Origin of the sequence: Flavobacterium sp., from assembly GCF_027483985.1 — a bacterium.
Lineage (GTDB): Bacteria > Bacteroidota > Bacteroidia > Flavobacteriales > Flavobacteriaceae > Flavobacterium.
The window spans coordinates 1-14,692 of sequence record NZ_JAIXTJ010000040.1 but is presented as its reverse complement, the minus strand read 5'-3'; the positions used below and the strand labels follow the sequence as shown (position 1 = coordinate 14,692).

General features: G+C 33.0%; 9 protein-coding genes and 2 tRNA genes. 5 read left to right on the top strand and 6 right to left on the bottom strand.

Annotated elements, in window-relative coordinates; genetic code table 11:
- Positions 1–32: 32 nt before the first annotated feature.
- Positions 33–110, top strand: a tRNA-Val gene (locus Q0050_RS10230).
- 38 nt (positions 111–148) lie between these two features.
- A tRNA-Val gene (locus Q0050_RS10225) sits at positions 149–223 on the top strand.
- A gap of 70 nt (positions 224–293) precedes the next feature.
- On the opposite strand, the gene Q0050_RS10220 is transcribed toward Q0050_RS10225, so the two are convergent.
- On the bottom strand, positions 294–875 hold the full coding sequence (locus tag Q0050_RS10220; protein WP_298395112.1) for a tRNA-(ms[2]io[6]A)-hydroxylase: 582 nt from the start codon (positions 873–875) through the stop codon (positions 294–296).
- 61 nt (positions 876–936) lie between these two features.
- On the opposite strand from Q0050_RS10220, the gene Q0050_RS10215 reads away from it, so the two are divergent.
- A complete protein-coding gene (locus tag Q0050_RS10215) occupies positions 937–2,163 on the top strand; it encodes a glycosyltransferase (protein ID WP_298395108.1) in 1,227 nt (408 codons plus the stop codon).
- 243 nt (positions 2,164–2,406) lie between these two features.
- On the opposite strand, the gene Q0050_RS10210 is transcribed toward Q0050_RS10215, so the two are convergent.
- The 5 genes from Q0050_RS10210 to porU form a co-directional block, all read right to left on the bottom strand.
- The gene (locus Q0050_RS10210; RefSeq protein WP_298395105.1) at positions 2,407–4,047 is read right to left on the bottom strand and encodes a 2-oxo acid dehydrogenase subunit E2; all 1,641 of its coding nucleotides are present in this window, start codon (positions 4,045–4,047) and stop codon (positions 2,407–2,409) included.
- Positions 4,048–4,049: 2 nt separating this feature from the next.
- Positions 4,050–5,048 (bottom strand): pyruvate dehydrogenase (acetyl-transferring) E1 component subunit alpha, encoded by a 999-nt coding sequence (pdhA, locus tag Q0050_RS10205; protein ID WP_298395102.1) that lies wholly within the window; start codon positions 5,046–5,048, stop codon positions 4,050–4,052.
- Positions 5,049–5,220: 172 nt separating this feature from the next.
- Entirely contained in the window at positions 5,221–5,703 is a 483-nt protein-coding gene (gene cdd / locus Q0050_RS10200) for a cytidine deaminase (protein ID WP_298395099.1), read from the bottom strand.
- A 69-nt stretch (positions 5,704–5,772) separates the two neighbouring features.
- The gene (porV, locus tag Q0050_RS10195; RefSeq protein WP_298395095.1) at positions 5,773–6,945 is read right to left on the bottom strand and encodes a type IX secretion system outer membrane channel protein PorV; all 1,173 of its coding nucleotides are present in this window, start codon (positions 6,943–6,945) and stop codon (positions 5,773–5,775) included.
- Positions 6,946–7,045: 100 nt separating this feature from the next.
- Positions 7,046–10,873, bottom strand: coding sequence for a type IX secretion system sortase PorU (porU, locus tag Q0050_RS10190; RefSeq protein WP_298395092.1), 3,828 nt, complete (start codon positions 10,871–10,873; stop codon positions 7,046–7,048).
- A gap of 198 nt (positions 10,874–11,071) precedes the next feature.
- Between porU and gldJ the strand changes: the two genes are divergently transcribed.
- Positions 11,072–12,808: a gliding motility lipoprotein GldJ gene (gene gldJ, locus Q0050_RS10185; protein WP_298395089.1), complete on the top strand. Its 1,737-nt coding sequence runs from the start codon at positions 11,072–11,074 to the stop codon at positions 12,806–12,808.
- 64 nt (positions 12,809–12,872) lie between these two features.
- The gene (murF, locus tag Q0050_RS10180; protein ID WP_298395087.1) at positions 12,873–14,156 is read left to right on the top strand and encodes a UDP-N-acetylmuramoyl-tripeptide--D-alanyl-D-alanine ligase; all 1,284 of its coding nucleotides are present in this window, start codon (positions 12,873–12,875) and stop codon (positions 14,154–14,156) included.
- Positions 14,157–14,692: the final 536 nt, after the last annotated feature.

Here is a 14,692-nt window from a genome sequence, read left to right as displayed (position 1 = left end):
CCTGATTAAGAGAAATCATAATCATGATAAAAGGGCGATTAGCTCAGCTGGTTCAGAGCACCTCGTTTACACCGAGGGGGTCGGGGGTTCGAACCCCTCATCGCCCACCACTTTTATCACATTTACTGATAATACAAAAAGCATTATCGGGCGATTAGCTCAGCTGGTTCAGAGCACCTCGTTTACACCGAGGGGGTCGGGGGTTCGAACCCCTCATCGCCCACAAAAAAACTCCTCAGATATCTAAGGAGTTTTTTTTACAGCAATTTCAAATAAATTGATTTGAGATTTTTTTATCCGTGAACAGTTTCTGACTTACCATAATTTGAAATTAAATTACCTTCAAATTCTAACCACTCAGCCCAACGTTTGTCAACATCAACTTTTTCTGTATACTTTCTTGCAAATTTTAAAAAAGTAGTATAGTGACCAGCCTCGCTAATCATTAATTCTCTATAAAATTCAGCTAACTTTTTATCTTCGATATTTTGCGATAATACTTTAAAACGCTCGCAACTCCTTGCTTCTATCATTGCTGAAAACAACAATCTGTCAATAAAAGAGTCATTGCGACTTCCATCTTTTTTCATAAATTTGAAGAGTTCGTTTACATAATGATCTTTTCGTTCTCTTCCTAAAGTAAGCCCTCGTTCTTTTATAATATTATGAACCATTTGGAAATGCTCTAGCTCTTCTTTAGCAATCTCTAATAAATCAGTAACTAACTCTTCGTGTTCTGAATTGTAGGTTATAATTGTTATAATATTGGTTGCTGCTTTTTGTTCACACCAAGCGTGATCTGTTAGAATTTCTTCTATGTTTGATTCTACTATTGTTACCCATCGTGGGTCAGTTTTTAATTTTAGACCTAACATTTTTGTATAATTTTAATTTCTTGTAAAATTAAATCTTTTCTTTGTAATTGTATTTGATATTATGCTAAAATCTAAAACTTTATTAATTATTGGCTTTGTTTGGCCCGAACCAAAATCTTCGGCTGCCGGAAATAGAATGATGCAATTAATTGAAATGTTTCAAGGAAATGATTATGAAATAACTTTTGCGACCACCGCACAAAATTTAGAATTTTCAGAAGATATTGCACTTTTAGGAGTCACCACAAAAAATATTGAATTGAACTCTTCAAGCTTTGATGATTATATTAAAGAGTTGAATCCAACCGTTGTCTTGTTTGACCGTTTTATGGTAGAAGAACAATTTGGATGGCGTGTATCTGATAATTGTCCTGGTGCAATAAAAATATTAAATACTGAAGATTTACATTCTGTGCGTCAAGCAAGGCAACTTGCAGTGAAAGAGAGTCGTGAATTTACATCAGATGATTTATTCTCGGACTTTGCTAAGAGAGAAATTGCAAGTATGTATCGTTGCGATTTATCGTTGATGGTTTCGGAATTTGAAATGGATTTACTTCAAAATCAGTTTAAGATTTCAAAAGATTTGATTTATCATTTACCAATTTTCGCTGAACGATTAAAGGAGATACCAAACTACAATGATCGAAACGATTTTGTATTTATTGGAAACTTCCTTCACGAACCAAACTGGGACTGCGTTAAATATCTATCAGACATAATTTGGCCATTAGTGCATAAGAAATTACCTGATGCAAAAATGTTGATTTATGGAGCTTACCCAACACAGAAAGTTTTGGAATTACATAAACCTAAACAAAATTTCTTTATCAAAGGACGAGCGGAAAATGCTTTTGAAGTTGTTAAAAACGCTAAAGTTGTTTTGGCTCCGATTCGTTTTGGTGCCGGAATTAAAGGTAAATTACTTGAAGCAATGCAATGTGGAACTCCGAGCGTGACGTCATCAATTGGCGCAGAAGCTATGGCTGGAACTTTAGAATGGAATGGTTTTATAAAAGATAATCCAAATGAATTTACAGAGGCAGCTGTTCAACTTTATAAAGACGAAAAGTTATGGAAACAGTGTCAAGAAAATGGATTTGAAATTTTGGATAAACGATACAAAAAAGCACTTTTTGAAAAAGACTTTATTACTGAAATTGATTCATTAGCAACCAATTTAAAACAACATCGAAATAATAACTTTATTGGTTCGATTTTACAACATCATTTAGTTTCTAGCACAAAATATATGAGCAAATGGATTGAGGAGAAAAATAGAAAATGATTTTTTTTGCGACGGAGATACGTTATTCTAAAGATTTTCGCAGATGTTGTCTGTTTATCTGATTTCATTTCAACACGAATCCTATCTAGCCCTGATTGGAGTGGCACGAAGTAGAACGGAAAGCAGGAATAAGGAAACCTAAAATGCCCTGACCACTCGCTCCATAAAAATAAAAATCTAAAAAGTTCAGATAAAAAAAATCCCGCTCATTGCTGAACGGGATTGGTATTTATATTGCTTTGATTAAGCTAACATCGTCACTGGATTTTCAATAAACAATTTTAATGTTTGTAAAAATTGTGCTCCTGTTGCTCCGTCGATTGTTCTGTGATCACAAGCTAGTGATAGCATCATTGTGTTTCCTACTACGATTTGACCGTTTTTAACAACTGGTTTTTCGATAATGGCTCCAACTGAAAGAATTGCTGAGTTTGGTTGGTTGATAATTGAATTGAATTCAACTATACCAAACATTCCTAGATTAGAAACGGTGAATGTACTGCCTTCCATTTCGTTTGGAAGTAATTTTTTGGTTTTAGCTCTTCCAGCTAAATCTCTTACACTTCCACCGATTTGAGACAAACTCATTGCATCAGTAAAGCGTAAAACAGGAACTACCAATCCGTCTTCAACCGCAACTGCAACACCGATATTCACGTGGTGATTAATGGTAATTGCATCTTCTTTCCATTGCGAATTGATTTTTGGATGTTTTTTCAATGCCATTGCACAAGCTTTGATTACCATATCATTGAATGACACTTTGGTATCTGGCACTGCGTTGATCATTGCTCTAGATTTCATTGCTTCGTCCATACTAACTTCAATGGTAAGGTTGTAGTGTGGAGCAGTGAATAATGATTCTGCTAAACGTTTAGCAATAATTTTTCGCATTTGAGAATTCTTGATCTCCTCAGTTACAACTTCACCTGCAATTATGGTTTTAGGTTGTGGGTTTTGGGTTGTAGGTAATGTTCCCTCGACTGCGCTCGGGATGATAGTTTTTTGTTGAGATGAAGAAGCTGTAAAGTTTTCTACATCACTTTTAACTATTCTTCCGTTTTCGCCAGAACCTTTTACTTGCGAAAGATTGATTCCTTTATCTTTAGCTATTTGTTTTGCTAATGGAGAAGCAAAAATTCTTCCATTGTCTGTAGCTGTAACAGTTGCTGTTTCTTTAGAAACTTCTTTTGTCGGAGCTTCTATAGCTTTTTCTGTAGTTTCAACTGCCGCTGGCGCTTCGCCTTTACCAAAGTTTTCAGCAATTCCAGTAACATCAGTTCCTGCTGGTCCGATGATCGCTAAAACACTATCAACTGGCGCAGAACCACCTTCATCAATACCAATATATAATAAAGTTCCTGCATTGAATGATTCGAATTCCATAGTGGCTTTATCTGTTTCGATTTCTGCAAGCATATCGCCTTCTTTAACCGTATCTCCAACTTTTTTTAACCAAGTTGCAACAGTTCCTGTAGTCATTGTATCACTTAGACGTGGCATAGTGATTACTTTTACTCCTGCTGGTAAGGTTGTAGATTGAAGGTTTTGGGTTGTAGGTTGAGCTATATCTTCTTTAACTTCAGCTTTCTCTTCCTGTGAACTAGAATTTGAAGTATTTGAAAGTAATGAAGTAATATCTTCGCCTTCTTTTCCGATAATAGCTAACAATGAATCTACTGGAGCAGTTTGACCTGCTTCAATTCCGATGTGTAATAAAACACCTGAATTGAACGATTCAAATTCCATTGTAGCTTTATCGGTTTCGATTTCAGCTAAAATATCACCTTCTTTTATTGTATCACCTACTTTTTTAAGCCAAGTCGCAACAGTTCCTTCTGTCATAGTATCGCTCAAACGAGGCATTGTTATTATTGTTGCCATAATTATAATCTATGAGGAATAAAAGGATAATTTTCTTGTTCGTAAACTACATCATATAATTGTTGAGCTTCTGGGAAAGGAGATTCTTCAGCAAATTTTTCACATTCATCAACTAATGTTTTAACTCTTTCATCAATAGCTTCAATTTCAGCATCAGTAGCGTAGTTATTTTCTTTAATTACGTCAAGAACTTGAGTAATTGGATCAATTTTTCTATATTCTTCAACTTCATCTTTAGTTCTGTAAAGTTGGGCATCTGACATCGAGTGACCTCTGTAACGATAAGTTTTCATTTCTAAAAACGTAGGTCCATCACCACGACGTGCTCTATCAATTGCTTCTTGCATAGCTTCGGCAACTTTTACAGGATTCATTCCATCAACTGGTCCACAAGGCATTTCATATCCTAAACCTAGCTTCCAAATATCGGTGTGATTTGCAGTTCTTTCAACAGAAGTTCCCATAGCATAACCATTATTTTCACAAATAAAAACTACTGGAAGTTTCCATAACATAGCCATATTGAATGCTTCGTGAAGTGAACCTTGACGTGCTGCACCATCACCAAAATATGTCATAGTAACACCACCAGTTTCAAAATATTTATCAGCAAATGCCATTCCTGCTCCAACCGGAATTTGAGCACCCACGATACCGTGACCACCATAAAAACCGTGTTCTTTAGAAAAAATATGCATCGAACCACCCATACCTTTAGATGTTCCTGTAACTTTTCCGTACAATTCTGCCATTACTTTTTTAGGATCAACTCCCATTGCAATTGGCTGCACGTGATTACGATAAGCAGTAATCATTTTATCTTTAGACAAATCCATTGCGTGAATTGCTCCAGCAAGAACTGCTTCTTGACCATTATATAAATGTAAAAATCCTCTAACTTTTTGTTGAATATAAACTGCAGCTAATTTGTCTTCGAATTTTCTCCAAAACTGCATTTCTTCGTACCATTGAAGGTAAGTTTCTTTTGTAATTGGTTTCATTTTTTAATGAATTACTATGATTAAATATATTGTAATCGTTGTGCAATACTGATTTATTCACAATTGCGAAATGCAAAAGTAAGATATTGATAGTAGAAGTAAAAATAATTCAGAATTAAAATGTTATTTTTTAATATCTGTTTAGTCTTAAATATCAACTATATCGATATAGCTATAAATACTTTTTGTCAAACGAGAAAGGCAGTAAATTGGCAATAGAATTTGACTTATAAACTTCGCCAGATTCACCCATAAAATAAATTTCGATAGGTGTATCTTGTTTAAATTCATACTCAGCAATTGACTGACGGCAAGAACCACAAGGTGGTATTGGTGACAAAGTTGGATTAGTATCAGATGCTGCTGTAATTACTAAAGTAACAATTTTGGCATTAGGATAAATGGCACCTGCTTGAAAAATTGCTACTCGCTCAGCACATAATCCTGAAGGATACGCAGCATTTTCTTGATTAGACCCTAAAACTATTTTACCATTATCTAGTTCTATCGCTGCTCCTACTCTAAATTTTGAATAGGGTGCATAAGCATTTTTTCTAGTTTCGATTGCTAAATTCATTAAAGACTGAATGTCACTTGGCAAATCATTTATGCTCTCAAAAGCGGTAAACTTTGTATTAATGTTGATTTCTTTCATTATAGTATAGAGGAAAAAAAATCCAAACTTCAGTTAAGAAATTTGGATAATTATTTAATTTTTTAAATTCTAGTATTCATCATATTTGTCACCAAAGTTGAAAGTCAGTGAAAAACGTAAAGTATTTTCTAAAGGATTTTTTACTTTAGATGCAGAGAACAAATAAGACACATCGACTTTAACTACATTATATTTAAATCCTGCACCTAAAGAAAAGAATCTTCGCGCACCTTTAAGTGGACTTTCGTTAAAGTAACCCAATCGCATTGCGAAAGAATCTTGATAAGAATATTCTGCACCAGCTGAATAAGTAAATTCTTTTAACTCTTCTGAAAAACCATCTGGAGCATCGTTAAATGATTTGAATATTCCAGAAACCCAATTGATTTTTTTATAATCATTAAAAGCATCAGAAACATCAGCGCTATCAACTACACCATCACCATTATAATCAGTTGTATTGTTGGTACTACTAACTTGAGGCGTTGGCACTAATAATTTTGCCAATTCTACACTTACCGCAACTTTATTATATTCATCTAAGATAAAATCAAAACCTCCTCCTAAACGCATATTGGCTGGTAAAAAGTTAGAAGATATATCATTTTGAGTATTATCATAACTTATTTTTGGTCCCATATTTTGAAAATTGAATCCCAAACGGTATCTACCATTAAATTCATTGAAAGCGATTTCTTCCGATTGATAAAAACCTGCAATATCAACAGCAAAAGAACTGCCTGGAGTAGCATCATTACCGACGTCTTGTATTTTTAAATTTGAACGAATGTATTTTCCGCCAACTGCCATACTAAAATGATCAGTTAATTTAAGTGCATATGAACCCTCTAACGCTAATTCATTAGGCTTAACGTTTATTGCAGGATCATCAAATGTTTGTCGTAATTCGATTTCACCTAAACTGAAAAACCTTAAACTTCCTGCAAATGCACTTCTTTCGTTAATTCGATTGTAGTAATTTACTTGACCAAGTGAAATGTCATTGACTAAAGCTTGTAAATAAGGAGTATAACTAACAGCAAAACCTTGCTTATCGAGTGCAAACGCATATTTAGCTGGATTCCATTGTTGAGAATAAGCATCAGCAGATGTAGCAACACCTTGATCAGCCATACCTGCAGCTCTAGCATCGGCAGCAACCAATAAAAATGGTACTCCAGTTGTTATTACTCTATCTTGTGCATTTATAATTTGACTTGAAAAAACAAGTAATAGCGTCATTATAAAATAATTGGAAGCACTATTGACCTTATTTTTTTTGTTTAATTGCATTTTCGATTTCATTTTTATAGCATTATTATTTAACAAATATAGTATTTTATTAAAGTATAACAAGTTTTTCTATTTTTTCTGATTTATTATTTGAAATAGTTGACCGAACTGTTAACTTATATATATAAACTCCTTTTCCAATTTTATCGCCAAAATCATCTTTACCGTCCCAAGTAATTTCTCTTGATAAAAATCCTTCGGTTGTCACTATTTGATTTATTGTTTTTACAACTTTACCCGTTATCGTCATTATCTGAACTTGAACTTCAAGCGGTTCAAATGGTTTATTGTGATTGAACCAAAATTGTGTGTAACTTACAAATGGGTTAGGATAATTCAAAACATTGGTTAAAGTAATATCACCATTATCAGCAACAACAAATTGTATTTCGGATGAAATAAAATTATTGTACACATCCCATACTTTAAAAACTATAGTATGTAATCCTTTGGACAAATTTCTAAACGGAAAACGAATCTTACCTTTGGTATAATCATTTAATTCCGTTTCATAATAATCGTTTAAAATATAGGGTTTGGTTTCGTCACCATCTAAAATTGCTACAATATCGTGTCCGATACCACTTGCTGTATTAATGCCGTGCTCATCTTCTACAAACGCTAAAAAGAAAGGCGATTCGTTAGTAATTCCTCCGTTCACAAAGCTTTCATCATTCATATACAATCGAACTCTTGGCGGTGTGTTATCGGCAACAGCATTCGTATTAATTCCACCAACTTTGATATCAAAATTATGACCAGTTCTATCTAAGAGTATTTGATTTCTTTTGGTATAAAAACTTACTCTACCATTTCCTAAAGGTATTTTTATATCTCTTGGCACCACAAATCCAAATTCAAATTTACCATTATTTACAGAGGCGTTTCCTCTAAAAATAGCTTCACCGATGTTCACAAAACTCATTACTGGACTAAAACCATCATTATCGAATGTCGACTTGTTATAATTTTTATCAAATACATTTACGAAAAGTTCCCCATTATAGGTTGTTGCCAAATTTCCATTTTCATCTTGGACTTCTCCCGACAACTTTACATAGCTTAACGCCTTCAAATCATCAATAGGTTGTGTAATAGAAACATCATTAACTTTAGTTAAAACAACTTTTGGTTCTGGAATTGATAACATTATGGCAGGATCACCAAGATAAGAAACTACTCTTGTTGATGAATTATTATTACTAGATGCTTTAGCCAATCGAAGCGCTTCAGCTATAGAAACATACTGATTAGAACCATAAGAAAATAATTTTTCAGCTAGTTTATCATTAAAAACTTCGGCATTAAATTGACCAATTGATCGTATTGTAGTGATCATCGAGATAGCACCACCTCTAGGATTCCAATAGGTATATTCTCCTGCTGTAGGTCGGAATGGATTATCAAATCTTGAAAACTCACAGGTAATTGTTATAAACAAAGGATATCGGTAACGATTATTAAAATTAAAACCATCAAACTTATCCCAGATTCGCTCTCCTGTTAATCCGTCTTCACCACCATGTCCTAAATAATTAAAAACTAAGGCTCCTTTTTCAAAGGCATTAATAATATCTTCGTTGGCTTGAGGATAGCGATCACCACCTGCGGAAGTTTGTTGTTGGTAGGCATCAAGCAAAATCTTCTTGAAATTAATAAACGGCTTTTGATTGTGTATTAAATCGGTAAGATTATTTTGATTTACTTGCAAAGAAGCATCAGGATCTTTATCAGAATCATCTGAAATTGCAACATAATTATTTCGCCAACTTCCGTATGATTTGATGTCGTGGTATTCAATAACTTTGTTAACCATTTCTTCAGCTTGTTGAGCAGATGACACTAACATTCTACCAACAGCAATATCTGCACCAAATGAAAACAATGGATCACCTTCATTAGGATCCATCAACGCAAAAAAGTCATCGGATGCAAACGAAAGTTCTCCTGAAAAATAACTATTAGTTGCGTGATAAATTGGAACGATATTAGTATTATTCGGAATTCTATCTTTGAAATCGAAAGACGCATCACCAAACAAATTCAAATATTTAACTCTTTGGCTAGGTGACGATGCATTTTGGTATACATATTTTACAAAATTCCTTATCGCACCAATATCTTGCTTTCCACCGCCAAACTCCTGATAAATTTCATCAAGGTTTACGACTTTTACATTTAAATTAGAATAACTTCTATGGAAATTTGCCAATTTTTCAGCTTGAGGATTGATAAATCTCGGTGTTATTATCAAATAATCAATGTCTTGAAAATTTCCTTGATTGTTATTAAATATGGTGCCTTTTAAATCTTGATTAGCAACAGCAGCATTATTCTCTTTTAAAGGTGTATAAAAATCTGCGGGATCAATGGCAATATACTCTTTCGCAGTACCTAAATTCGCCTTAAAAGCGAAACTACTTTGGTTGTTATTTTGTAGCGCCGTGACATTGTAAATATCAGTTATATCCCAAATTTGCGAAATTCCAGAGGCATTCGAAAATTGATACTGTGCTATTCCTGTTTGAGAACTAGCGTTGCTAAAAGAAAACCTATACTGTTTTCCATATCCAACTAGATTACTTTTACAAGAGATAGAAATGTAATCTAGATATCCTTTTGAAGTTGGCACACCATTATTATCGTAAGTTAATTTTACATTAAAATTGGTTGCTGCTGGAACATTAGAAGTTAAATAGCCATGCGAAGCCTCATTTCCTGAATTCAAAGCTACGTCAGGAAGATTAATAGAACCAATATTTGCGGCATTGACACTAATCGCAAAAGAGGTATCAACAAAAGAATTTCCACCAGCATGAATACTCACTTTGGCTTGAGTTCCAGAAACTACATTTGGAAAATTAAAATCAAATGTTTGTTCTTCATCAATAGAAAAGTTTTCTCCAAACCAAACTCGGCCTAATCTACCGATATTAGTTAAGTCTACTTCGTGAAACTGATAATCATCAAAAGAAGTCAAATTTAAAGTACTATTCGCTGATGGCTGCTGCAAAGAAGTTATTCTTTTTCCATCAGTACCATTTACATTAACATAATAATAGGATCGATCAGCATATAAATTTAAATGAGTCTCATTTTCTTGACTCCAATTATCAACACCTTCTGCATAAAATAATACGTAATCATCTGCGTCAAATGAGCCATCTTGCTCTCCCAAAACCTGAATAGCGTTTTCTTCTAAATCATTAGGATAAAAAACATTATTAGCTAAAGGCACCATTCGTCCGCCATTGCCATAAATCTTAATTTTTTGTGGATTAACACTATTCATATCAAATCCCAAACTAGCAAGAAATCCTCTGGACAATCTATAAACGCCTGATTTTTCAACATAAAACCTGCTCCATTTTCCGCTTGATAAAACAGAATTTGTAACACTAAATTGATTTTGAGACAAATTACTTTTGTTGGCAACAGAAGAATTATTGAAAGAATAAGAAAACGATTTAACTCTTTTATAACCTAGCCCATCTTTAATTATAGGAAAAAACGTTAAAATGGCGTAAATTTTATCTCTAGATTGAACTTGTTTCAAGGATGGCGAGATAGAGGATTTGATATTCGATTTATTTAAATCACCTAATTTACTTTCTGACATATTTTCATAGACAATATTAGTAATGGTCAAAGAATTTTCATCAATAGTAACGTTTACTAATTCTTTTTTCGTGAAAACAATCTCACGTTTCTCATTATCAAAATTGTAACTATCAGACTTAAATACGGGCACATTAACTTTAAAATCACCAAAAGAATAGCTAGATTTTTCTAACCACTCAATAGTAATATCTTTAGTCTGCTGTGCAACTACACCAATACAATTAAAAATTAAAATGAAGAATAGAAGCTTTTTCATAGTATGTACAAACGCATTTTATTACAAAATATTACGTTTGGTAAAATTAAAATTATTATTTAATATACAATAATAAACACAAGTTAACGTTTTATTAGAGTTAAAGAAAAAATAATTTTTACTATTATCAAAAAAGATGTTGCAATTTAAAGGTTAATTCTTATATTGCGCCTCGAAAATTTATTACCTACTAAGAGTATGAAAGTAAACAAATTTATGGCAATCAGGTTGTTATTGGTGCTGGCTTTAATGGCTGGTGTTACAAGTTGTAGCAAAAAATCTAATTCTAATGGCGGATCAAGAGCCACAGGATGGAAGATTAATGACAAGAAAGGTGGATTTCAGTATGCTTCAAAATTCAAAAAGCAAGCTACTGGACCAGGATTAGTATTAGTTGAAGGAGGAACATTTACAATGGGTAAGGTTCAAGATGATCCAATGCACGATTGGAATAACACACCTAACCAACAACACGTACAATCATTTTATATGGATGAAACTGAGGTTACCAACCTTATGTATATGGAATATCTTGATTGGTTGAAAAGAGTTTTTCCACCAGAAGAAGATAACTACAAAAACATTTATGAAGGTGCTTCACCAGATACATTAGTTTGGAGAAATAGATTAGGTTACAACGAAACAATGACAAACAACTACTTAAGACATCCTGCTTACGCCGAATATCCTGTGGTTGGAGTTAATTGGATTCAAGCAACTGAATTTGCTAAGTGGAGAACAAACAGAGTAAATGAGTCTATACTTGAGCAACAAAGATTTTTGAAAAAAGATTCTAAAGTTGTTGATGCTAAGGCTGATGCTACATTTGATACAGAAACTTATCTTGCAGCACCAACTAAAACTTATGGTGGTAACCAAGATATCGTTTTACAAAAAGGTCAAAGAGGCGGCGCACGAAATAATGGTGCAGCTGGTGCTGGTGGCGGAACAGCTAATGCGAATGGAAATAGTGGTGCGAAAAACGTATATGCTCAAAGAACATCTGGATTAATATTACCTGAATATAGACTACCAACTGAAGCGGAATGGGAATATGCAGCAGCAGCAGATGTAGGACAAAGAGAATACAACATTTATAAAGGACAAAAGAAATATCCTTGGTCTGGAAGTTACACACGTTCTGGAAAGAGACAAATCAAAGGTGATCAATTAGCGAACTTTAAACAAGGTAAAGGTGATTACGGCGGAATCGCTGGATGGTCTGATGATGGAGCTGATATCACTAACAAAGTAAAATCTTATCCTCCAAATGATTTTGGTTTGTATGATATGGCTGGTAACGTAGCAGAATGGGTTGCGGATGTTTACAGACCTATTGTTGACGACGAAGCAAATGATTTTAATTACTTTAGAGGTAACGTATACACAAAGAATAAAATTGGTGAAGACGGAAAAGTAGAACTAGTTACTCAAGAAACCCAAAAATTTGATACTTTGCCAAATGGTAGAGTTATGGCAAGAAACTTTATTGGTCAAATTGCTCAAGTACCAGTTGATGAAAAAGAAACTTACTTAAGACAAAATTTTGATAAGAGTGACCACAGAAATTATAGAGATGGTGACAAACAATCAACTAGATATTTTGATTTTGGTACATCTGAAGAAGGTGACGGTAAATTAAAAGATGAGCAGAGAATGTATGATTCTCCTAAGCATAATGTCTCAACAGACAGCATTGGAAATATGATTCGTAAGTTTGATAAATCTAGTAAAAGAACAACTTTGGTGAACGACGATGTTAGAGTTTATAAAGGTGGTTCATGGAGAGATAGAGCTTATTGGTTAGATCCAGCACAGAGAAGATACTTTCCACAAGATATGGCAACCGATTACATTGGATTTAGATGTGCAATGTCTAGAGTAGGACCAAAATCTGACTCTAAAAAATCAGCAAGAAATAAAAAGAAAAGATAATTCTAAATAAATTATAACGAAAGCCCTTTAATTAGGGCTTTTTGTTTTTTAATAAAATTATAAAATGGAAATAAAAGAAATTCATAAGCTTTTTTTAAAATGTAAAGACCTTGTAATTGACACAAGAAAAATTACAAATAACACAATGTTTTTAGCCATCAAAGGCGAAAAATATGATGCCAATATATTTACTAAGGAAGCACTTGAAAAAGGCGCAGCATATGTTATTATTGATAATGGTGATTATTATATCGATGAGAGAACAATTGTTGTTAAAAACAGCTTATTGACATTACAAGAGCTATCTAGTTATCATAGAGTTTACTTGGGACTTCCTATTATTGCACTCACCGGAAGTAATGGAAAAACAACAACAAAAGAACTTATTCAAAAAGTTCTTTCTAAAAAATACAATACCAAAGCAACAATCGGAAATCTTAACAATCATATCGGTGTTCCATTGACACTATTATCATTTACAGAAGAAACAGAAATTGGAATTGTAGAGATGGGTGCCAATCATCAAAAAGAAATTGAGCTTTTATGTACAATAGCAAAACCTGATTATGGCTATATAACCAACTTCGGCAAAGCTCACCTCGAAGGATTTGGTGGCATTGAAGGAGTTATAAAAGGAAAAAGCGAAATGTATGACTATTTAAAACTTTATGAAAAAAAAGTTTTTGTAAATTTAGATGATGAAACTCAAAACGAAAGAACTAAAACTTTAAATAGAATTACATTTAGCAGCATAACAAATAATGCAAACCTATATATTGAATCAATAGTAGCTAATCCATTTGTAAAATTATCATATGGTCATTGTAGTGTTATATCAAATTTAATTGGCTTATATAATTCAAATAACATAAGTGCGTGCATAGTAATAGGGAAATATTTTGAGGTTTCAGATGTTGCTATCAAAAAGGCTATCGCAGAATACGTTCCAGAAAACAATAGATCACAATTATTATTTAAAAAAACTAATGAAATCATTTTAGATGCCTACAATGCCAATCCAACAAGTATGTTGGCCGCAATTGATAATTTCATAAAATTAGAAAAAACAAAAAAGATCATAATATTAGGTGATATGTTTGAACTTGGAAATGAAAGTACTAAAGAACATAAACAAATTATAGATTATCTAACAAAAGAGGAAAGCATTCAGTGCAATTTTATCGGTGTACACTTTTACAAAAATAAAAATGAACTTAAACATCACTCATTTTTTGAAGATTTTGAATCATTTAGCGACTATTTAAGAACAAATATCTACACTAAGTGTACAATATTAATCAAAGGCTCTAGGGGAATGGCTTTGGAACGAACTTTAAACTATATGTAAACTAGCGTGCTTCACAAATAAATCAATTACTAATACAAATAAATTCGCTTAAGATTACCCTCTCTCTAATACAACCTAGATAATTTTATAAATTAAATTACCTAAAAAAACAGCATCAAAATTGATGCTGTTTTTTTTTTTCAATTAATTACTAATTATTTAGATCTATAACTTTACTTATATTATTAGAACGAAATTCAAAATAACTAAAAATACTACAATATATCTGTATTAAACATTTATCATTACGTAAAAAATTATGTATGATCATTCAATAGTTCAAAATTTTATAAATAAATACCTGTGGTCGCACTAATCTTATTTAATACCAAACATAGCATATGCTCAAATTAGGTCATTTAGTAAAGAAAACAACTAAATAATGATGTAACATATTTCACGTTTACCAATCCTTTTTATAAAACAAAAAACCCTATCCGATATGGATAGGGTTTTCAAAAAGAAGGCGGCGACATACTCTCCCACAGTTATGCAGTACCATCTGCGCAATCGGGCTTAACTTCTCTGTTCGGAAT

Bases quoted from the DNA above. Each gene is read 5' to 3' on its own strand.
- Q0050_RS10220 (WP_298395112.1), bottom strand. From the start codon at position 875: ATGTTAGGTCTAAAATTAAAAACTGACCCACGATGGGTAACAATAGTA.
- Q0050_RS10215 (WP_298395108.1), top strand. From the start codon at position 937: ATGCTAAAATCTAAAACTTTATTAATTATTGGCTTTGTTTGGCCCGAA.
- Q0050_RS10210 (WP_298395105.1), bottom strand. From the start codon at position 4,047: ATGGCAACAATAATAACAATGCCTCGTTTGAGCGATACTATGACAGAA.
- pdhA (WP_298395102.1), bottom strand. From the start codon at position 5,048: ATGAAACCAATTACAAAAGAAACTTACCTTCAATGGTACGAAGAAATG.
- cdd (WP_298395099.1), bottom strand. From the start codon at position 5,703: ATGAAAGAAATCAACATTAATACAAAGTTTACCGCTTTTGAGAGCATA.
- porV (WP_298395095.1), bottom strand. From the start codon at position 6,945: ATGACGCTATTACTTGTTTTTTCAAGTCAAATTATAAATGCACAAGAT.
- porU (WP_298395092.1), bottom strand. From the start codon at position 10,873: ATGAAAAAGCTTCTATTCTTCATTTTAATTTTTAATTGTATTGGTGTA.
- gldJ (WP_298395089.1), top strand. From the start codon at position 11,072: ATGAAAGTAAACAAATTTATGGCAATCAGGTTGTTATTGGTGCTGGCT.
- murF (WP_298395087.1), top strand. From the start codon at position 12,873: ATGGAAATAAAAGAAATTCATAAGCTTTTTTTAAAATGTAAAGACCTT.